Below are 21069 nucleotides of genomic sequence, written 5' to 3' on the forward strand. Positions count from 1 at the left end.
GAGAAATATCGAATTAGGGAAATCCCTTCCTTTGCCCCGCCTTGTGGCTAAGAAAATTTAGGAAAAAACGAAAAAAGGAGTTGAAAATCAACTCCTTTTTTTATGATAAACTCATTCTTGTTCTATCTAAAATTGAAAAATATTTGAAAGCGTTTTAGATAAATAATATTCCCCGCTTCCATTTTTCGATTTCTTTTTCGGACTTAATAAGCCCTTTGTTTCCAGCGTGTTTAACAGTTCCAAATCAATCATTTGTTCTGCATCTGATTTTTCAAAGAACATCCGGTATAAATCGGACTCCCTTTGTTCCACCATGACGGTGCGCTGAAAATTCGCCTTTAAAAATTCTACTGCCCCGGAGTACTGTTTAACCGTAAAGATTTCATTCATGGTAATACATTCTATAGTAGATCAATCCTACCCACCATATCCACCCGACCGCATAAGATAGTATTTTTTAAGGATAGCAAAAAGGATTCCTAATATAAAACATAGATTTACCTCAAGTATTTTGAGAAATAAATCCCCTGTTTTCTATTAAGAATCCCTGCGCTATTTAAGGAGTTAAATAAAACTCTTATTTTCAGTCCCTTTAATCTTGGTATAAATGTCTTTTATCGACTGCTCCTGATCTTTCGGACAAATCACCAAAACATCATTCTCGTCTACCACAATAAAGTTTTCCAGGCCTTTCACTACCGCCAATTTACCATCACGTACTTTGATCAGGCAGTTATTGGTATTCTCGGTCACCACATTGCCATGAACGGCATTATTGGCCAGGTCATACTCTTTATTTTCATAAATCGATTTCCAGGTACCCAAATCCGACCAGTTAAACTGTACCGGCAAAACTTTTACATTTTTGGCTTTCTCCAAAATAGCGTAGTCTATGGAGTCTGAAGGGCAAACTTCATATCCGGAACGAATTTGTTCCTCTTCTTGCGCTCCATAATATTCAATACCCTCAAAAATCGCATTGATCTCCGGTGCATTTTGTCCCAGACTCTTAATAATGGATTCCACAGACCAGGCAAAGATCCCGGAGTTCCAAAGAAAACCACCATGGGCTAAAAACTCCTTGGCTTTCTCCAGGTTTGGCTTTTCTTTAAACTGAATCACCTCGGTCAGGCCATCACTATTTTTATCGTATTCGATATAACCATAACCGGTATCAGGGCGGCTAGGCTGGATACCGAAGGTCACCAAAATGTCCTTCTCCTGTACATTGGAAAAGGCATGTTGCACTGCATTTACAAAAGCATCCTCATTCAAAATCAGGTGATCGGCAGGGGCTACGACCATATTCGCCTTCGGATTCTTCACTGCAATTTTATGCGCGGCATATGCAATACAAGGCGCGGTATTTCTCAACACCGGCTCGGCCAGTATCTGATAATCATTTATTCCGGGCAACTGCTCTTGTACAAGCTCCGCATATTGCTCATTGGTAATAATATAAATATTTTCTTCATCACAAACCTTCGCCAGGCGATCATAGGTCAACTGCAATAAGGAACGACCCATTCCTAACAAATCCAAAAACTGCTTTGGTTTTTCTGACTTACTCAATGGCCAAAGACGAGAGCCTACCCCTCCGGCCATAATCAAGGCAAAATTATCTTTTTTATTCATGATTGATGTGTTTAGCATTTCCAATAGAAAAAAATGCCTGTCACTTTTGTTTTAAAATGCTGCCATTGAAGGTGCATTTTCAGGCATGATTTCCCCGTATTTGAGAGCAAAATAAAGATCTTTTTTTGAGCATTCCCTATCCATTGTCATTTTTTCGAAGGATTACAATGTTTCTGCTCAGACTATTCCCCTCCTCATCCACCACAAACACCTGATGCCGACCTTCTTCCGCCTGAAATTCCATTTGATGATAACCCGTAGTTTCCCCTAAGAACTTCCCTTCCATACTCCAGAAAAGACGCGAATCCGGCTTTTGATGGGCAATTTCCAAGACCACCGCCGAAAGTTCCCCTCCCAGCTCCACCGGCAGATAAAGCGTGACATCGGTTTGCGGATAAACCCATTGCATCATTTCTGGCCCCAAGCCATTAGCCGCCTGAGTGGAATGATACAAGGCGTGCTTTTTCCCATAATATTGTCCCATAATTGGGGGTAATTGAAAAACTTTTTCCGCAACCTTACCTGCCTCATAGTTCAGACGATGCCATGGACAGGGCTTCAGATGCTCCGCCATTTTCGGCCCGAAGACCCATTCCTTTTCCTCACAATGTGGACCGGCACGATAGCCCGATTTCGGGCAAATGGCTACTTTCAAAAAATCACTCTCCGGGGCCCGGAACCACTCCAATGAAGGCAATAAGTCAAAAATACTGAACATCACCGGAGCCGCCGTACGAACGCCCAGTAAACCATCACGGCCGGTGCCTTCCGCATTTCCTACCCAAACACCCACCACATATCCGGCATTCACCCCAATGGCCCAGGCATCACGAAAGCCCTGACTCGTGCCCGTTTTCCAGGCAACAGGCTGGGCGGAGGAAAACCGCTTCCATTGGCCAAATTCATCCGGACGCTCCACCTCCGTCAGGGTATTCAGGGTTTTGTAGAGCGTAGCGGCGGACAAGGTGCCTGATTCGGACAAATCTCCCTCCAAAGCTCCCCCGCCCTTGATATAATGTAATGGCGCATAATCCGAGGTCGCATAGCGCAGGTCCCCCGGACGCTTAAAATACTGATTCAGGGCATTTGCCATGCCGGCATACATACCCGTCAGTTCCGACAGCGAACTTTCTGATCCCCCCAGAATAATCGACAAACCATAATGGCCGGGAGCATTCACCAGACTGTGCATGCCCAGATGCTTGAGGATGAAATTGAACTTCGGGTAAGAATATTCCCGCAACATATGGATAAAAGGCACATTCAAGCTGCGACAGAGAGATTCACCGGCCGGCACCGCTCCTTCATAATGCCCACTGAAATTCTTCGGTGCAAAGCCCGGCAAAAAGGTGGGATAGTCCGGCAATAAAGACTCCGGCAACAACTGTCCCTCCTCCATGGCTGCAGCAAAAAGAAAAGGCTTCAACAGACTCCCCGTTGAGCGCTGCGCCTGCGCATTGTCCACATATTCCGCATGCACGCCCCCCACGCCGGGTACATTGCCCACATAAGCCAGCATCTCTTTGCTATTCACATCAGCGACCACCACCGCCATATTGAAAATCTGATTGGCGGCATACTGCTGCCCGTACTGCTTCACGATCCGATTGACCTGCTTTTGCAGGGCCACATCCAAAGTGCTGTTCAAATTTTGACCGCCATGCCCGTCTTTTCCAGCCTGCATCAGCAAATGCGGGGCGTGTTGGGGCAGGGCTTTTGGTGCAATGGGCGTTCGCTCCGCCTGCGCCAGTTCAAAAGTCATCGCATCCAGCAGTCCTTCTTCACGCAGTGTACGCAACAGCCGATTCCGCTTGCTTTGTAGCTGATCATCATTCTTCCCAGGAAAAATCAGGGCCGGCGCATTGGGCAAAACCGCCAGCGTGGCACTTTCCGACCAGGAAAGCTCCGAGGCCGACCGACCAAAATAACGCCATGCCGCCGCTTCGAGGCCCACGGTATTCCCTCCGAAGGGTGCCCAAGCCGCATACAAGCGCAGGATTTCCTCCTTGCTGTACAGCATCTCCAACTTCAGCGCCATCGCCATCTCCAACAGCTTCTCCCCATAAGTACGTGCCTGCCCCTTCCGGCCAAGGCGAATAGTCTGCATACTCAGCGTAGAGCCACCACTGACCACCCGACCGGCACGCATATTCGACCAGGCCGCACGGGCAATGGCCAGAAAATCCACCCCCGGATGCTGATAAAATCGCTCATCTTCAAAGTGCAACAAACTCCACTTAAATTTCTCCGGCATGGCCTCAGCAATCGGGAAACGCCATTGTTCATCCGCCGCAATCTGCGCACTGAGCAATTGCCCCTCCCGACTAAACAAGACCGTGGAGAATGGCCCCTCCTCAAACTTGGGCAGGGGCAACCACCAGAAAAAAAGACCTACCAACCAGCCAATAGCCGTCAGCCAAAGCCTCCTTTTGCTGAATAGCGAACGCCAATTTATTTTTGGGGGGCTGCCGGACAAGCCGGCACCGGGCTGGCGCGGCTCGCTTTCAGGGCGAGGCGCTACGCCTTTAGCCTGCCCTGAAGAGCTCAGACAAGCCCGCTTCATCCCTGCCCCGTCCGGGCTTATCGCCCGGTGGGGTTCCTGAGTTTCGCCGGACGAGGGATACTGGCACTGTTGGAGCTCCTTTTGGGCCGCCTGACCGCGTAGCCGGCGCGCCCCAAAGAGCGACTGCCAGTAGCCCGGTAGTGAGCCTGGGCGAGCTACGGCCCCAAAAAAACAGCCAATAGCTTTTCGCAGTACCGATTTTAGGTCTTGTAGTTGATGACGGATCAGTTGAATATATTGGGTGAAGGGTAACCTCATTGCTGTTTGCGTTTTACGCCTCTGACAGCCTCCTCGGTCCATGGATCTTCCGGCCAGCTATGCTTGGGATAACGTCTTTTCAGGTCTTTCTTGACTTCGAAATAGGCATTTTCCCAAAAGCTTTTGAGGTCACCGGTAATCTGGACAGGCTTAAATCCGGGCGAAAGCAGATGCATGAGCACCGCATTTTTTCCGCCATTCAACTTCGGCGTTTCGGCGAGGCCAAAGACCTCCTGCAGGCGCACGGCCAGGACCGCCGGGCTACCATCCTGCTGATAATCGAGCTTGATTTTAGAACCGCTGGGGACTTCAATACGCTCCGGCGCCAAGCTATCCAACTCCTGCTGATGCTCATATTCCAGCGCATGCGTCAGGATATCCTTGAGATTGAGCTTGCGCAACTGATGCTCTTTTTTAATGCCTTTCAGATAGGGCGACAACCAACGGTCGGCTGTCGTCAGCAAGGTGGCGGTGGAATAATCGGGCCAGGACTGATCGGGATTCCACTGACGCAGGGAGCCGATACGCGCCTGCAACTGCTGTACTTCCTCACTGAAATCCAGCATTTGCTGTCCGTGCTTAGGGATAGCCTCCAGAATGGCTGTGGCGATCATCTCCTCATCATCCAGCGGGATGGGCACCGAACGCAGGATGATGCTGCCAATGCGCAGTTCTTTATTAGCGACGATGGCGCCCTCTTCCACATCCCATTTCACCGTTTCCTTCTCCTTCACCATGCTGGCCAGTTCTTTAGGGTCCATGGGCGAGGCCATGAAGATTTTCCCCATGCCTTCGCGGGCATCGATATGGGCCACGGCCAGCCAGGACTCATGGGCCAGATCATCGCGGTGGCCGATCATGGCGATTTTGCCATTGGCCAACTGGAACTGGGCATTATTCCCCGGACGGGCGCAGGCGATACGCTCGGGATAGGCATTGGCCAACAGCCAGCCGGTTTCGAACATATCCACGGCGCCATTGTCTTCCCGTACCTCGAAAATTCTTCGGTAAGAATCCGCCAATTTGCTGATATGTACGAAGCGACGATTCTTCCCGCTATCTTTACGGAAGCGACGCAGCGCCTCCACTCTTAAATTAATATCGGTTCCGGCCTCCTTCGGCAAGGGGTCGCGCTCCTCCAGAAGGGCGGCTAAATCGGAAGCCAGCGGTAGCAGATCATGCTCCTCCGCACGGATCAACATATGGGCAATCCGTGGGTGGCAAGGTAACTTGTGCACCTGATGCCCATGATCGGTCACCACACCATCCACCAAAACTTCCAGGTCTTCCAAGGTCTGCTCGGCCTGCGCCAGATGACCCGCAGGCGGTGGCGACAGCCAAAACATCTCCTGTACATCTTCAATGCCCCAGGCAGCAAGATCCAGACGCATGCTCGCCAGATCGGCCTGCTCAATCTCCGGCAGGCGGTGCTCACTCAGTCGCTCCTGACTTGCCCGCGTCCACATGCGGTAGCAGACACCCGGTCCCAAACGCCCGGCACGACCAGCACGCTGATCCGCCGCATCTTTGGAGATACAGATGGTGGTCAGGCGCGACAAGCCCGTGTTGGGATCAAACTGCGATACCCGCCCAAAGCCGGTATCAATCACCACGGAAATGCCCTCAATCGTCAGGGACGTTTCGGCAATGGAAGTGGCCAGCACCACCTTTCGACGGCCTTCCTTATCCGGGAATAAGGCGGCCTGTTGCTGACGAATTGGCAACTGCCCGTACAATGGCATGATGCGGAAGGCGCCTCGCAAGGGCTGTAATAACTCTTCCACCTGACGGATTTCTCCCTGCCCCGGCAGGAAAACCAGCAGGTCTCCATCATGCTGATTGGCCACCTGAATAACTTTGCGGGCCGTAAGGTCGGCCATCAGGCGTTGGTCCACCTCTTCCCCATAGTGGATATCCACCGGATGCTGTCGCCCGTCGGATTGCACCACCGGCGCACTCAGGCCTTTGGCCAACTGAGGCATGTCCAGGGTGGCCGACATCACCAATATGCGTAAGTCTTCCCGAATCAACTGCTGACTTTCCCGACAGAAGGCCATGGCCAGATCGGCATGCAGGCTGCGCTCATGGAATTCATCGAAGATCACCATGCCCACGCCTTCCAGCGCATTGTCCGAATGGATCATGCGCGTCAGGATACCCTCGGTCAGAATTTCAATGCGGGTATTGGGTCCCACCTGACTGTCAAATCGTACCCGGTAACCCACGGTCTCACCCACTTTCTCCCCCAGCAATTCCGCCATACGATAAGCGATCGAACGGGCGGCCAACCGCCGGGGCTCCAACATATAAATCTTTTTACCTTCCAGCCAGGGCTCATCCATCAGCGCCAGGGGCAATAAGGTGCTCTTACCCGCCCCCGGAGGCGCTTTTACAATCAATGTATTGTGCTGGGCCAACTGCTCCTGCACCTGTGGCACTACCTCCCGAACCGGTAAATCTATAGCTTGATACGAAAATGACATACGATAATCTTTAGCCTGCGAAGATAGGGATTTTTGATCAGCGGGGGAAGGGAATGTGGCGATGAAGAGGGCTTCTGCTGGTGAAAGCACCAATTTCAGGAGTGAATATGAATTTTTTAATGAGCGTGGTGTGGGATGAATGAAATGAAACCACCAATTTCACAAATTAACACGAAATTTTTGATAGCCGTGGCGCGGGATAATAGCCACGAATGAAATGATGAGGCGTGGATGGGTTGGGGATGCGTGCCAGTCTAACGCTGGTCTAAGTGTTACAGGGAGCAGAACGAGCAGCACAAAGACCTTCTTTTACAAAATTCCATGGAATAGGTCGTAGTCGCCGCGCTACAGCCTTACAAGACTTTGAAGTTCAGCATGCGAAGACTACGACCAGTGGGGTATCATTTGAAAAAGTAGGGGTGCAATCTCTCACTGGGCTTAGTGTTACAGCGAGCCGTGCGAGCATCACTAAGACCTCCTGTCACAAAATTCCGTGGACTAGGCCGTAGTCACCGCGCTACAGCCTTACAAGACTTTGAAGTTCAGCATGCGAAGACTACGACCAGTGGGTGATTACCTAAAAAACTCTAAATTTTTATTATTCGCTTTAATAAAGAATTTGTTCCTCTCACTGGGCTTAGTGTTACAGCGAGCCGTGCGAGCATCACTAAGACCTCCTGTTACAAAATTCCGTGGACTAGGTCGTAGTCACCGCGCTACAGCCTTACAAGACTTTGAAGTTCAGCATGCGAAGACTACGACCAGTGGGGGGGATTACTCTCACTGGGCTTAGTGTTACAGCGAGCCGTGCGAGCATCACTAAGACCTTCTTTCACAAAATTCCATGGACTAGGTCGTAGTCGCCGCCCTACATCCTAACAAAACTTCGAAGCTCAGCGAACGAAGATTACGACCAGTGGGTGCGTACCAGCCTAACGCTGGGCTTAGTGTTACAGCGAGCCGTGCGAGCATCACTAAGACCTCCTGTCACAAAATTCCGTGGACTAGGCCGTAGTCACCGCGCTACAGCCTTACAAGACTTTGAAGTTCAGCATGCGAAGACTACGACCAGTGGGGGGCTCAGCGAACGAAGACTCATACCTTTGTAAATAAGGAAGGAGACCTACGACCAGTGTTTTTTTTTCGGAGCAATGTAGGGAGGCAGGGAAATGTTTTGATAGGTGGAATGAACAACTGTATGGCTGGTGTCTGAGAGAAAAAATTAGCGCACTAAAAAAAACAGCATACCAGTGCCTGTTAGTATGCTGTTTTGGGGAAAGTCGCAGAAGAGAACGTAATTTTTGACAAGACATCAGCCGACCGACTCTCCACTAGAAAGGCTTCATTTGATATCAGTCAGCAGTTTTCGTTAAGCTCGCAACTATCAAAAGTCACGATACCCTAATAGGATGCCAAACAGCTGAGCCAAATTAGTCGCCTCTTTTAAGCGCTATTTAATATATGGAAAGCGGAAGTTTCCACTATCTGGTATATCCAGCGATTGAAAAATCCGCTTTTATTATCTATTTATTTTTCTGAAGCTGACTATAGATCCAGATTAATACGTACGCCTGCTTTGACCCATCTGCCGGGTTGTTCTACAGCGACGAAATCAATGTAATCCCGGTCGAAGAGGTTTGAAGCCTCGACGTAGACCATATAGGCTTTCTTCTGATAATAGATACGGGCATCGACAAGCCAGAAAGGTTCAAATGGGTTTTCAGTACTGACATTTCCATCACCCAGTTCCCAAGTACTATAGGCTCGGTCTTGATATCGGATTTGCCAATTAGCATAAATATTTTTGTAGATATTATGATCAATCCCCATGCTGAGTTTGTGTTTCAAGTTGGATAGCGCATATTTTGAGATTTCAGCAGGGTTGTCATTCTGGCGCGCATCAAGGTAAGAATAGCTCAGACTGATCTTCCTGATGGGCATTGATTTTCCAAAAGTGACCTGAGGCAAATATTGTACAAAAGCATCCACGCCGACCGTTTCCAGTGACTCGATATTTTGTACTTGAAAAGGCTCATCATCAGATGCTCTTACCCAGTCAATAATATTTCTACCATTCCTTCTGAATGCGGATAGACTGGCATTTAAGGCCGAATTACCGAATTTAAGACCTCCTTCAAAAGTATAAGATTCTTCTGCTTCCAAATCAGGATCGCCAAGGTCTGTCGGGCTGGAATAGAACATATCCGTGAAAGTAGGCAAGCGCATTGCAGTGTTAAAGGAACTGAAAATGCTCAAACCATTTCCAAATTTATAGGAAAGATCCACACCCGGAAACCAGTTGAAGGTATGGGGATCAGCTTCATATTTGCTACTCCAGTTGGCCATCATTCCAGCAGAGATCGTGAACTGATTGATGTAAATATTGTGCTCCAAATACGCTGAAATATTATTTCTAGAGACAGACTTGTTAAAATAAGCATCCTCTCCGGGTACTTCCTTTTCTTCGTCCATATCAAAGCCCAAATTATTGCTCAGGATATTCTCCGATCTGAAATCCACACCAAAAGCGGTAACCCCGATAGACGATGCGTATTCTGCCGAAAGGTTGGCCCCATAAACATCCGTCATATGATAATTGTGGTCGGTATACCAGTCTGCGGCGTTTTTAAAATCTCGAAACAGTTCAAAGCGGTCCTGGCTTCTGTTCCAATAGATCAATGGGGTGAACTTGATGGCCGTATTGGAGGTGAACTTGACGCTGGTATACAAGGAAGAATTTTCTTCGAATTGATCAGGGTAGTTAGCCGAATAGAAAGTACTTGCACCAAAAGCTTTGTCGCCATAACCCAGCTGTACATCCAGATCTCCGGCATTAGTCGTTAAATTTCCTCTATAGTAAATGCTTTTCTGATTAAAATCGGTATTGTGTGCAAAGCCATCGCTTCCGCTGACACTTGTCGAAACGAAATTGGTGAGTTTGCCGGTGTTAAAGGTGCCCGAAACGGAAGATTTAGCCGTACCGTATTGGCCAGCCATCACATGAACGGACAAATTATCTTTTTTGGAGGTATTGGTGATGATATTGATCGCACCACTGAAAGCATTCGGGCCAAAAATACGGGAGCCTGGTCCTTGAAGCACTTCTATGCTTTCTACGGCTTCCATGTCGATCGGGAGATTGAGGTTGAGGTGTCCGGTCTGCGGGTTATTGATATTGACACCATTCAGGAGTACGAGGGCTTGATCAAAAGAACCGCCTCTGATTCGGATATCTGCTTGAATACCCATCGGTCCTCTCTGTTGAACGTCTACGCCAGCGACAAATTCAAGCAAGTCTTGAATACTCTGTACGGGCGCCTGTTGCAATTGGGCTTTGGTGATGACCTGTACGACTCGGGCTTGCTCGGAATAAACGGTAGCTACTCTTTGTGTCTGCACCACCACTTCATTAAGCTGGATTTCCTCTTCGGCATACTCGTCTCCAACTTTAGTCTTGTTTTCAAGTTGCTCAGGCGTTGTTTGTGCCGCGAGTCTTTGTGAAAAGCTACCCAATATACCAATGAGCAGCGCACAAATTTTGATCTGCTTTCCCAATGATTGGAAAACAGCGTATCCCTTACGGGACCAGTGTTTAAAATAAACCATATTTAAAAATTAAAATTTCAATAAAATATGGGCGCAAAAATAGTAACCAACCTGAACAAAATCCGCTAAAGTTGAAAAAAAATCAGGGTAAAATTTATTGAAGGGAGTAAATGCTTAGAGTGTGCTTAAAAGCCAAAATTCGAAGCGAAAATTTGTAGCATAGTGAAAGCGATACCCAATTATTTTGAGAGAATAGCAACGCTATTGTTGGGAAATTATCTAAAATCGCTTCCAATAATTCGAGTTTTCAGCCGGATGGTGTGCTTTTAAACACGTTTTTAGTTTCCGGAGGAGACCTCTACGCTGGTCTTCGTATTACAGCAAGCGGTGCAAGCATCCCTAAGCCCAAGCCTGGTATTCTTAGCGCTTAGTGATATCCTCTGTAGTCGCCGTGGAGCTGTCCATGGAAAACTGCTGTTGCTATGACTACGACCTGGATCGGGGTCGTTCTTAGGAGGCTTAGCGCGAAGGCTGAGAGAAGGGGACGGCCTAAAGAGGCACCCGTCTTAATTAAACGATGAGCACTTAGTTCTTGCGCTGTTAGTGTGAAATTTGGCTATCAAAAAAACGATTTGGAATACCCTGCAAAGTTAACCCGGATTACTCAAGCCCAAATCCTCGTATAGCTGCCAGGCGGAAAAAATGAAGGAATAGTTTCCTATTTCGAGCTTTTCCAATGTAGCAGATGAATGAGGAGAAAGCAAGCCTACCCAAAATTGGATTATCGGAAATTTGATCGGACAAATGACAACTAAATGATAAGCAGCCTCTTCAGGTAGATCCAAAAACTACCGGTGAATAATTCGGCTTAATATTATTTGTATTTTATTGTAAATATTCATGCTAATGGCCTGTCGCATGAAGTGTATGGAGGTTTAAAGGTGCTGACTTTCCAAATTGAGCAGACCCAAAGCGTTGAATTTGTTTTTACCTTTTCATTTTAACGCCAAAGCTACGAACCGAGCAAAATGAGCTGACCTCCATATGCTTTATTGTGGTTGGTTGGCATTAGTTATTCTTCCCATACTCCAAAATTGATTCTAGAAAGCGTATCATTTTCAAACTTATATTTTGTATAGCTATCACCTCTCTCGTCTAGACAAACAGAAACTTGGTTGATTTTTTTAATTGTTGAATCTGCGAATTGAAAATAGCGATTAATAAATTCTGTTTTAGTCATTCCAATTTTGATTTCATTTAAAAGTGTTAAATCATTGTCAGTAAGTTGACCCTTGCCAAGGAACAATTCAAAATGGTCAGAATATTCTGATTTCCATTTTACAAGTCTAACCATATTTTGGTTTTTACTAAAAACAATTGTTTTCGATTCCCCTCCTGTTTCATATGAAATTTCATAATCTGAGAGATAACCCGAAATATCACTTTCAATTAATAATCCAAATGGGTTATACAATTCTTCTAAACAGCATAAACTAACTGTCGAATCTTTAAACGCCAAAAAATATCTATCACATTCACCTTCAGGAACACGCTCCTTAATTTTCTTATATTTGGAAGGAGCTGCCTGTGTCTTGTCGATACTTAATTCCCTTTTTTTATTTATTTCTGTCTTAATTGAAGCTATATCATTTAAAGATTTTGCCTGTCTATTTTCTTCACATCCAATGAAAATAAGTAATACGGCTACGCATAAAATATTCTTTTGCATCGTGGTTTTTACTTAATACCAACGGCCTGCCGCATGAAGAGAATGTAGATTTAACCATTCAAACTCCCAAAATTGAGCAAAGCTAAAGCGTTGTATTTGTTTTTTATTTTTAAAGCCAAATCAAGGATTTGGCGTTGGTTTCCGAAGTAACATACCTACTAAAATTAGTCGGACTCCATATGCTTTATTGCGGTATGTTGGCAGCTGCCATCTTTTATTATTTAATAATTCTTAGATTGTCGTTTCCTAAATAAAATTCAACATTATCGATTTTATTAGGCAACGTTTTATAGTTTTCTACATTTAGTTTTTGCTTAAGAAACATAGTATCTTTGCATGCCTCAGAAGTCTTAACACTGTCCCAATTAAAAGCATAATGATTGTTTTTCAAGCCATACGTTCCTAATGTCATGGCATGTCCAATTTCATAAAAACAACTATAAATGAATGAGCTATCCTGATTTAGGATTATGTATGAAGAATGCCATCGTCCATGGTTTGCAAATTTATTTAAAGACGGTTCCTCTTTTACAAAGTTCATATTTAAAAATCTTTCTGGCATCTTAAATTCCTTCTTGCTATATGCATCTTTAGGGTGTCTAAAGTCATTCTTAGAACTATAAACACAAGAAATTAATAGAATATTTAAAATCAAATATGCAATTATTTTGCGCATCATGTTTTTAGTTGCTGCCAACGGATCGGCTAGCAGCTGTAGCTTTGGTTTATGTGTTGGCCCTGCCTTTTGGCAAGCGTTTTTTTTATTTTTCACCGAGATGCCATTTTGATAGTTCCCAGTTAGGATCTGGATCCATTCTATAATCAAATGGCCTTGGGTGTTCTTTTGTTTCAATTATTCTTTTAAGTTCTATATCGGCTATTTCTGGATCATGAATTTTCCAGATCAATTCTCTTGTTTTATTCCATGTAAAACGCCCTAAGAATAATCCATTTCGTTGGCCCAAATTATCACCTTTTAGTAAGTCTTCAAGGTGTTCACAGAATGGATCGGTTTCTTCTCTTTCTTTTTCAGAAGGCATTCCGTTCTCAATTAAATCATCATAGTAAATCATAATTGACAAATGATAACCGAATACTTCTCTTTGTTTGAATTCTTTAAGTGACGAGGTTATAATTCCGATTCCAGGTAAATCATCTTGTTTGAATTCAATGGTAGAGAAAACTTCTTCTGGAAAGTAAACTCTAACTTCATTAGGGCTGAGGTCTGAGTTTTTGTTTTCTTCTTTTTTCTTAAATAATTTATCGAAAATTCCCATTATTTTAATTTATACTTGCCTACGTTAAGTATATGTTAAGTAGGCGATTGCGGACTTCAAACTTATCAAACCATTAGGATTTTCAAGTGGCTATAACCATTAATTTTACTACTATCACGCCTATTTGCATATACATTGTTGTGGGCAGTTGTTACTTAAGTTCTTCTAATATTTTCCTTAATCCTTCATCAGTATCATCCGCTATGTTTTTAAAATCAAAATCAGCTGGAACAGTATATTTTTCAGTTAAAATCCCATCCTTTAATCTTAAGTAGGTAAATTCAGAAGCCTTAAACTCAAAATAACCTGGTAAGTTCTCATCTTCCTCGTTCTTTCCATGCCGAATAATAAAAATACCAGAAATCCAATCACCAAACACTTTGTTGTCAACTAATCTATTTGGAAAAATATCCACCAAATCAACCGAGAATTTATCAATAGAATAAAACCCCGTGCCCGTGTGTAATTCTATATTGGTCAACAATAGACTGTCGTTATTAAAAGTCCATGTACAAAATGGAGCCCCACTTTTCTCAAAATTCTCCCAATTATACGGCCATTTTAAGTGGTCGTTATCGAAAAATGATAGTACGGGACTTAAACCCGAATTACCGCTTAAATACCCTCCTTTAGTATCAAGTGCTATTGTATCATTTTCATGTATCCGAAAATAGTATGAGATATAATTATTATTTAGGTATAACATTGAATATTTTGCCATCAAATCATGGTTAGAAGTATCTTTTCCCGAAATCTTTTCGATTTGTTTAAAATCCTTATCAGTGAACTCTTGTTCATTAACTACCCTGCCATATTTGACATAAAAATAATAAGACTTCTCTACTTCCCAATGCTTCTTCTTATTTCTTTTTTCTCCAATTATTACACCAGTAAACCAATCGGCAAATACCTTGTCTTTATATGACAAAGAGTCCGATTGTGATTTTACTTTAAATTTCTCAGGCTTAAATTTCGCCTTTTCAATCTGTATCTCTTCTAAAAATAATTTATCATCTGAAATCTCCCAAATAGCAACATGTCCACGATAATTGGCTGTATGCAACATTGTAAACGGATATACAATGTTGTTTTGAGAATAATAAGTCTCAAGCGGAGAAGGATGTCCCCAACCTGTTGATAGAGTCAATTTTTTTCCATCGTAATGAAGGAAATCAGGCTCTTGCTCTGTAGCGAGTACTAATCCTGAATTTATTATTATGAAAAGTATAAAAATCAGTTTTTCCATGATGTAATTTTATGTTTGCAGTATCGTGTCTTCAATTGCCCACAACGGTTGGCGGTATGAAACGTTGGGGCTCTCGGAGTTACTTCACTATCAAGCTACAACAAACTCTGATGTGAGAACCGAGGCCAAATAACCACTTAACCCCAATGTTTCATGACCGCGTGTTGGGGTGAGTTATTATAGTTTAATTATTATTTCACTTCGTGTCAAAGGATCAAATGCTCTCTTCTGCTCGTAATAAAAGCAGGACACTATGTCTAAAAATATTTGATTTTTAAATTCTGTTTCAATGTCTAATGTGGAGTATGTTAATTCTATAATCTTGTCATCTTTCTCAAACAAATAATCAAGAATCATTATATTCTCATTATTTCTAACAAGTTTAGTAATCGAGTAGTAAGTAGTATCCTTATCTGTAGCAATCTCAAAGGTATAATGCCTTTTTAACCTTTCTTCTTGTGCAAGTTTATTAGTTGAATAATCTAGATACTCTTTCATATTCATTTTTATACTGTCTTTAATGTTATATGTAACAGCGAAAAATTTAGATCTTTTTATTGGACTAACAGTTTCAAATGTTGCTTCAAATACTCTTGGAGTCTCCTTATTTACATGCCATATCTTTGGGTAACTCATCTTTATTCCTTTTATGGGATCTCGAAATATTATCCAATCAACAACCATTGAGGTATCTCTATGCAGAGTATAAATCCAATTATCAATGCGCATTCCCTCTAAAAACCTTCCTTTTGAAATATTCTTTCCATTTGTTAAATCAAAATTCCAGTCATTTGTTTCCAATCCTGTATCATTATCTGTTTGACCAGTTAATGTAATGGGTTCACCATCTAAATAGTATGAAGATAAATATGTATACCCAAACTCATCATTCTGACAAGAGATCAGTACGAAAAACATAATTACCTGTATAATATATTTAGTCATTTTCATTATTTTAATTCACCCCAACGATTGTATAAACTCCACTCCTATTGCTTATATTCCCCTTATTTACACAACCTTGTTTGTATAAGTTATTTATTTACCAATATAATCATATTCATTATCGATCTCCCTAAATTTTGATTTTTTTAGGAATCGAATTGTTCGGACTCAAACCCATGCCCACTTACGGAAGGATTCAAAAGGGTGATCCCTATAGTAAAAAATCAAGCATTATGATTCTACTACAACAAGAAATCCACCCACTAGCTCTGATGATTGGATACTATTGGCTTTCCAATTACATCCAAGAAAGAAAAATAAACTTCCTTAGAAGTAGCTAATTCCGAAAACTCCAAGCCCACCAGCCCAATAGTTAAATTGTACTTTTCACACTTTTTAGCATGGAGAGAGCATTCAGGAGGCTAATAAATTTGTTCAATCCAAAACAAAACACCGTGGCATATATCCACAGCATACGTCAAAAAATGATACCTTTTTATTCCTTACCCTTTACCGGCCAAAGCATGGTCAGAACGGCCTGTAGCCTAGCTTATCCTACAGTTCCCTGCCCAAAAAGTGTGCATAGTCCTTTTACATCCAATTTAACCAATAAGAAATGGTGCTTCTTTGAGAGGCTACATTATTCAAAAATATACTAGCTCATCGTCAACAAAAGCGCTGATAATTAAGCGAGTTGCTACCCCTTTGAATTAATTCAAAAATATAAAAAAACTCACGGCTCCCCCCCAAAACAATCTCTGCCCCTGCCAGCTATTCCTATATGGCACTGAACAAAGGGCACCGAAATATCATCGAAAGACTGCTAAAGGTAGGGGCGAGCAAGAGCGAAATTGCCCGAGCTTTGGGGGTGCACCGCAGTACGGTAACACGGGCATTACAACGAAATTCCAATCCGGGAGGCGGTTATGATGCGCAGGTGGCGCAACGACTGGCAAAGGTGCGGAAGATTCTGGCGGTGCCCGGCACTAAAAATCCTATTGCCCTGCGCCACTTGCGTGGGAAAACCCTGGATCAGCAATTATACCATCGCCCCACACCTTACCACCATTGGTTCACCCATTATCGACTCATCGAATGGCCCTCTTACTTTTTAAAAAGCTATTTGCGGGTGCGCAGTGAATTTCCGGATGCACACTTTGGACTCTGTAATCGCAAAGTCACCAGAGGCCATTATTTTAAACCCCTGACCCTCCTCACCTATTACCGTCCCCTCTTCGAGTGGTACTGGGCCTTCCTTGATAAGGTGGAAGCCAATATGCAATTCGACCGACTGATGGCGGATATTCTTGCGGGCAAGATGTTGACGCCCGTACATCCTCTTGAGACGGAATGGCCTTCGCTTGCTGCCGCTGGATAACTACGTCCGAAATTTCCAAAACCCGCTTTTTTCCCTGAAAATCCGAACGAATTACAGCAAAAACTGACGTGCCCGACTACCTATTCCAATTGTTACTGGTGATTGCTCCTGCGCTTAACATTTTTGAACCCTCTAAATGAGACATTTCCGGCTTTTCCTGATTTGTTGCGAATGCTCACGTGAAGGATTTTTTTCAAAAGGCGATCAAGAATACAGTATAGCTTGAGTGGGGAAGGCCGGAGCTAGCTTTGGAATTCGGGCTTTGGAGGAAGGCGGGCCCTTAAAAAAAACAGCATACCAATGTGGATTAGTATGCTGTTTTGAAAAATGAAGGAAATGTGGATGATGGCCTATCTAAAGCCAGCCCCTATTTTCCATTTCATTATGAAACGACTACAATCCAAAATGATTGATCGGCCCATTTCCTTTTCCCAGGATTTTATCCTTTCCGGCCGCAATGGACTCATTTACAAAGCGGCAAGCTTTCCTGACGGCTTTCTCCATGGAATCCCCCAAAGCTAAAAAGGTGGCAATACCAGAAGACAAACTGCATCCGGTGCCATGGGTGTTTGAGGTATCAATGCGTGGGTGAATGATTTTATGAACCACCTTGCTATCGTATTCAAACAGCATATCCACCATGGAAGCGGTCTCTGTTTCCAAATGCCCCCCTTTCAACAAAACAGAGGTATGATATTGCTGTCCAATTTCAATGGCCGTAGCCTCGAAATTTTGCTGGTCAATATCATGACCGATCAACAGGGCGGCTTCCTGAATATTTGGGGTGATTAGACTCGCTTTTGGCAAATAGTTTTTCAAACAGGCTATGGCCTCATTGGTGATGAGCTGATCTCCGGAGGTCGCTACCATCACGGGGTCCAGTACAATATTTCGCAAGCCATAGCGCTCCAATTTTTCAAAAACGGTTTTGATGACCTCACAAGAATGTAACATCCCGATTTTAATGGCGCCAAATTCAATATCACTTAAAACTGCCTCCAATTGCATTTCTAAATGCGCGATAGGAATAGCATGTATATCGCTTACTCCAACCGTATTTTGGGCTGTGGTGGCGGTAATCACACTGGCTGCATAAGCCCCGCAGGCACTGATGCTTTTAATATCCGCCTGTATGCCTGCGCCCCCGCCGGAGTCACTGCCGGCTATCGTCAGCACGCTTTTATAGGTACTTTTCATATTTTCCAGGCTTCTTTTTGGTAAGCACTATCCCAGAACATCCACTCCAATTTGGAAGCCTTTTCGAAAGCCATATCCATTCGGCGGACTACTTCTTCTGAAGCAGCAGCAGCATATCTATCGGTAATGGCGACCGCCTTGCGCACCGATTCCGCAAAAGCTTCCCCTCCATAGGTGTTGATCCAATTTTGATAAGGGTTGTCTTCTGTATTGGTCTGATGGGCTAAAATATAATCGCCAATCAACTTATAGATGGTGAAGCAAGGCAAAACTGCAGCAAGTCCCTCCTCTACTGAGCTTGTATTGACCATGCGAGCAAGATAACTTGTATACAGTTCACAGGTAGGAGAAGGTTCTTTGGTGAGCGGCTTGTCCTTGAGGAATAATTGATGTAAGGCATCTTCCACATGGATGATTCCCGTGGCGGCATCGAGGAAAAACTGGGTCTCGTCCTCTTCCGCGCATTTCACGCCTATAGTGGCCAATACCTTCTTATACTCCGATAAATACAAGGCATCCTGATTAATATAAAATAAAAAAACTTCCTCCGAGAGGGTGCCAGCCATCAGCTCCTTAATGAAAGGATGCTGTTTGATCTGCTCTAAGATATAATCAGTCTTTTTTGCTATCGTTGCGTTCCAACCTGACATATGATATTTTTTAATGCTTTTGATTCATTTTCGGGATCCCGGGATTTGGAGATGGCAGAGATTACCGCTATCCCCTGGGATCCATTGCGGATTATTTCCGTGGTATTGGTTTTATCCACCCCGCCGATGCAGACTATCGGCTTATTACTTACTTTTCGAATTTCCTTTAAACCATCAATTCTTAAAGGCGGTTCTAAATCCCTTGTTTTGGTATTGGTGCTGAATATGGGAGAAAGGCCGATGTAATCGATGTTCATGGCATTGGCATCCGCGGCTTGCTGTACATTGCTCACCGATAATCCAATAATCTTTTCCGCTCCCAACAATTTTCGCGCTTCCATAACGGGCATATCTTTTTGGCCAAGGTGAACACCATCAGCCTCCACCGCCAGGGCGATATCCAGACGGTCATTAATAATAAGCGGTACACCAAATAAGGAGCAAAGTGACTTGCAGGCTTTGGCGCGTGTCAAAAATGCCGCGGTATCCAATTGCTTTTCTCTTAACTGCACTATGGTGACGCCCCCTTTTAGTGCGGCTTCTAAAATGGATAAAAAGGTGGCATCATCCGTAATGCGATCATCGGTCACAAACATCAGGGCATAATCTACCATTCTCATGCTTTATCCTGTAGCTGAAACAGTTGGTCTAAGAAATTCATTTGAAAGCTGCCTGGCCCCAAGGATAATTCGGCTGCTGCCTGACCGGTCAGGCCCATGATCTGCATAGCAGCACAAGCCGCCATATGTGCGTCGGCTTCCACTCCCAAACATGCTCCGATGATCGCGGTGGCCGTACAGCCCATACCGGTAACTTTGGCCATCATGGGGCTGCCCTCACTCACTTCCGAGATTTGTGCTCCACTAATAATATAATCCGTCGCACCGCTAATCACAATAGTATTCGCCAATGTGTTGGACAGCTGCTGTGCTGCCGCAATAGCATCCTGTGATGCATGGGCACTATCAACCCCTTTGGTGCTATTGGCCATTTGCGCCAGGGCCATGATCTCGGAGGCATTGCCCCGAATTACTGTTGGTGTGGCCGCCTGAATAATTTTCTGAGCGGTTTCAGTTCGAAATTGAGAAGCCCCCACCCCTACCGGGTCGAAAACAATGGGTTTGCCTAAGGCTTTTGCTCTTTTGGCGGCCAACAGCATCGCATCCACCCATTTTTCACTCAAGGTACCCATATTGATTACCAAAGCAGCGGCAATAGATACCATATCCTCCACTTCTTCCAGCGCATGGGCCATTACGGGAGAAGCGCCGATGGCCAAAAGGGCGTTGGCGGTATTGTTCATGACCACGTAATTGGTAATATTATGAACTAATGGGGATTGCTCCTTGATGTTAAGGAGCGTCTTATTTAATGGATGTTTTTCACACATACTGTATCTTGTTTTGATGATGGGCAAATCCGGAGTAAAGGCTATGGAAAGGACTTAAAAATAAATTGGTCGGCGATCCTATACCATTGGCATCATTCATTAAAATCGAAAGCTCCTTTACCCATAGCTTATAAATATAGTATCGAATCTTAAATATTCCCAAAGTCGGTTGATAACCAATCAGGATAAATGGGAACAGGAATTTTTAGGGTTAAATAATGGCCGGAAAAAAGGCTATGGAATTGAGCTCCATTTGTAAACTTCCAATAAGACCGCGGGCGCAAAGCCCGCCCGGGCCAGGGATGAAGGCAGCGGCAGCGCCGGTTGTTTGAGCTCCTTTGGGGCAGGCAACGCATAAACGATAAACCTATTGCCAGCCCCAAAGAGCGAGTGCCGCCAGCCCGGTGAGCAGTTGCGAAGGCCCCAAAATACTGTACTTTTATACGAGCAAAATAAGTATAGCATTAGGGGCTAATAAACTAAAAAAAGCTGAGCCAATTAATTCACCGCAGGGCATAGTAAACCTCCTAAAGCGTTTAACCTGAATTGCCTACCTCTGATTTAAGCGACTTATTTTCAGATCAATCGGGGCGTAATTGCCAACTTATTAATAGCTCAAAATAAGGTGGACTGTCTTTCTCCTCCACCCCTTCTTTCTGGAAAAAAATCGGATTAGTAAAAATTCCGTTATTTTCCCGCCTTGCACCTGGACGAGGATTGTAGCTGGAATAATCCGGTTTAAGTCAGATTATACACTCCCAAATCCAAAATC

Annotated in this window: 15 protein-coding genes; 1 reads left to right on the forward strand and 14 read right to left on the reverse strand. The window is 44.3% G+C overall.

All coding sequences use genetic code 11. The annotated features are described in order from the left end of the window. Nucleotides 1-126: 126 nt before the first annotated feature. The 10 genes from AAA970_RS17240 to AAA970_RS17285 all read right to left on the reverse strand — a co-directional run bounded on the left by AAA970_RS17240 (nucleotide 127) and on the right by AAA970_RS17285 (nucleotide 15682). Complete coding sequence (locus tag AAA970_RS17240; protein WP_338238134.1) at nucleotides 127-390, reverse strand: hypothetical protein; 264 nt, start codon at nucleotides 388-390, stop codon at nucleotides 127-129. Nucleotides 391-564: 174 nt separating this feature from the next. After that, nucleotides 565-1635 carry a mannose-1-phosphate guanylyltransferase gene (locus tag AAA970_RS17245; RefSeq protein WP_338238135.1) on the reverse strand — a complete coding sequence of 357 codons (1071 nt, stop codon included), beginning with the start codon at nucleotides 1633-1635 and terminating at the stop codon, nucleotides 565-567. Nucleotides 1636-1771: 136 nt separating this feature from the next. Next, nucleotides 1772-4456 (reverse strand): penicillin-binding protein 1C, encoded by a 2685-nt coding sequence (gene pbpC / locus AAA970_RS17250; protein WP_338238136.1) that lies wholly within the window; start codon nucleotides 4454-4456, stop codon nucleotides 1772-1774. After that, nucleotides 4453-6939: an ATP-dependent helicase HrpB gene (gene hrpB, locus AAA970_RS17255; protein ID WP_338238137.1), complete on the reverse strand. Its 2487-nt coding sequence runs from the start codon at nucleotides 6937-6939 to the stop codon at nucleotides 4453-4455. The genes pbpC and hrpB overlap by 4 nt, the downstream gene beginning before the upstream one ends. Nucleotides 6940-8484: 1545 nt before the next feature. Then, nucleotides 8485-10545 carry a TonB-dependent receptor gene (locus AAA970_RS17260; protein WP_338238138.1) on the reverse strand — a complete coding sequence of 687 codons (2061 nt, stop codon included), beginning with the start codon at nucleotides 10543-10545 and terminating at the stop codon, nucleotides 8485-8487. Between the two features lie 1012 nt (nucleotides 10546-11557). After that, nucleotides 11558-12214 (reverse strand): hypothetical protein, encoded by a 657-nt coding sequence (locus AAA970_RS17265; protein ID WP_338238139.1) that lies wholly within the window; start codon nucleotides 12212-12214, stop codon nucleotides 11558-11560. A gap of 217 nt (nucleotides 12215-12431) precedes the next feature. Continuing rightward, nucleotides 12432-12986, reverse strand: coding sequence for a hypothetical protein (locus tag AAA970_RS17270; RefSeq protein WP_338238140.1), 555 nt, complete (start codon nucleotides 12984-12986; stop codon nucleotides 12432-12434). Then, a complete protein-coding gene (locus AAA970_RS17275; protein WP_338238141.1) occupies nucleotides 12976-13491 on the reverse strand; it encodes a DUF695 domain-containing protein in 516 nt (171 codons plus the stop codon). The genes AAA970_RS17270 and AAA970_RS17275 overlap by 11 nt, the downstream gene beginning before the upstream one ends. Nucleotides 13492-13642: 151 nt before the next feature. Beyond that, entirely contained in the window at nucleotides 13643-14737 is a 1095-nt protein-coding gene (locus AAA970_RS17280) for a hypothetical protein (protein WP_338238142.1), read from the reverse strand. Between the two features lie 177 nt (nucleotides 14738-14914). Beyond that, nucleotides 14915-15682 carry a hypothetical protein gene (locus AAA970_RS17285; protein ID WP_338238143.1) on the reverse strand — a complete coding sequence of 256 codons (768 nt, stop codon included), beginning with the start codon at nucleotides 15680-15682 and terminating at the stop codon, nucleotides 14915-14917. Nucleotides 15683-16463: 781 nt separating this feature from the next. On the opposite strand from AAA970_RS17285, the gene AAA970_RS17290 reads away from it, so the two are divergent. Then, nucleotides 16464-17060 carry a helix-turn-helix domain-containing protein gene (locus AAA970_RS17290; protein ID WP_338238144.1) on the forward strand — a complete coding sequence of 199 codons (597 nt, stop codon included), beginning with the start codon at nucleotides 16464-16466 and terminating at the stop codon, nucleotides 17058-17060. A gap of 393 nt (nucleotides 17061-17453) precedes the next feature. Here the strand turns inward: AAA970_RS17290 and thiD are convergent, their stop codons facing one another. From thiD to thiM, 4 genes are read right to left on the reverse strand one after another with little or no spacing between them, the layout of a single operon-like run. Continuing rightward, nucleotides 17454-18257 carry a bifunctional hydroxymethylpyrimidine kinase/phosphomethylpyrimidine kinase gene (gene thiD, locus AAA970_RS17295; RefSeq protein ID WP_338238145.1) on the reverse strand — a complete coding sequence of 268 codons (804 nt, stop codon included), beginning with the start codon at nucleotides 18255-18257 and terminating at the stop codon, nucleotides 17454-17456. Beyond that, nucleotides 18254-18907 (reverse strand): thiaminase II, encoded by a 654-nt coding sequence (gene tenA / locus AAA970_RS17300; RefSeq protein ID WP_338238146.1) that lies wholly within the window; start codon nucleotides 18905-18907, stop codon nucleotides 18254-18256. The genes thiD and tenA overlap by 4 nt, the downstream gene beginning before the upstream one ends. Continuing rightward, nucleotides 18883-19527 carry a thiamine phosphate synthase gene (thiE, locus tag AAA970_RS17305; RefSeq protein ID WP_338238147.1) on the reverse strand — a complete coding sequence of 215 codons (645 nt, stop codon included), beginning with the start codon at nucleotides 19525-19527 and terminating at the stop codon, nucleotides 18883-18885. The genes tenA and thiE overlap by 25 nt, the downstream gene beginning before the upstream one ends. Next, on the reverse strand, nucleotides 19524-20297 hold the full coding sequence (gene thiM / locus AAA970_RS17310; RefSeq protein ID WP_338238148.1) for a hydroxyethylthiazole kinase: 774 nt from the start codon (nucleotides 20295-20297) through the stop codon (nucleotides 19524-19526). The genes thiE and thiM overlap by 4 nt, the downstream gene beginning before the upstream one ends. Nucleotides 20298-21069 lie beyond the last annotated feature (772 nt).

This window comes from Persicobacter diffluens, from assembly GCF_036244895.1.
Classification (GTDB): Bacteria; Bacteroidota; Bacteroidia; order Cytophagales; family Cyclobacteriaceae; genus Persicobacter; species Persicobacter diffluens.

What these genes read in the sequence shown, in the direction of transcription:
- AAA970_RS17240 (WP_338238134.1), bottom strand. Translation starts at nt 390, where the DNA reads ATGAATGAAATCTTTACGGTTAAACAGTACTCCGGGGCAGTAGAATTT.
- AAA970_RS17245 (WP_338238135.1), bottom strand. Translation starts at nt 1,635, where the DNA reads ATGAATAAAAAAGATAATTTTGCCTTGATTATGGCCGGAGGGGTAGGC.
- pbpC (WP_338238136.1), bottom strand. Translation starts at nt 4,456, where the DNA reads ATGAGGTTACCCTTCACCCAATATATTCAACTGATCCGTCATCAACTA.
- hrpB (WP_338238137.1), bottom strand. Translation starts at nt 6,939, where the DNA reads ATGTCATTTTCGTATCAAGCTATAGATTTACCGGTTCGGGAGGTAGTG.
- AAA970_RS17260 (WP_338238138.1), bottom strand. Translation starts at nt 10,545, where the DNA reads ATGGTTTATTTTAAACACTGGTCCCGTAAGGGATACGCTGTTTTCCAA.
- AAA970_RS17265 (WP_338238139.1), bottom strand. Translation starts at nt 12,214, where the DNA reads ATGCAAAAGAATATTTTATGCGTAGCCGTATTACTTATTTTCATTGGA.
- AAA970_RS17275 (WP_338238141.1), bottom strand. Translation starts at nt 13,491, where the DNA reads ATGGGAATTTTCGATAAATTATTTAAGAAAAAAGAAGAAAACAAAAAC.
- AAA970_RS17280 (WP_338238142.1), bottom strand. Translation starts at nt 14,737, where the DNA reads ATGGAAAAACTGATTTTTATACTTTTCATAATAATAAATTCAGGATTA.
- AAA970_RS17285 (WP_338238143.1), bottom strand. Translation starts at nt 15,682, where the DNA reads ATGACTAAATATATTATACAGGTAATTATGTTTTTCGTACTGATCTCT.
- AAA970_RS17290 (WP_338238144.1), top strand. Translation starts at nt 16,464, where the DNA reads ATGGCACTGAACAAAGGGCACCGAAATATCATCGAAAGACTGCTAAAG.
- thiD (WP_338238145.1), bottom strand. Translation starts at nt 18,257, where the DNA reads ATGAAAAGTACCTATAAAAGCGTGCTGACGATAGCCGGCAGTGACTCC.
- tenA (WP_338238146.1), bottom strand. Translation starts at nt 18,907, where the DNA reads ATGTCAGGTTGGAACGCAACGATAGCAAAAAAGACTGATTATATCTTA.
- thiE (WP_338238147.1), bottom strand. Translation starts at nt 19,527, where the DNA reads ATGAGAATGGTAGATTATGCCCTGATGTTTGTGACCGATGATCGCATT.
- thiM (WP_338238148.1), bottom strand. Translation starts at nt 20,297, where the DNA reads ATGTGTGAAAAACATCCATTAAATAAGACGCTCCTTAACATCAAGGAG.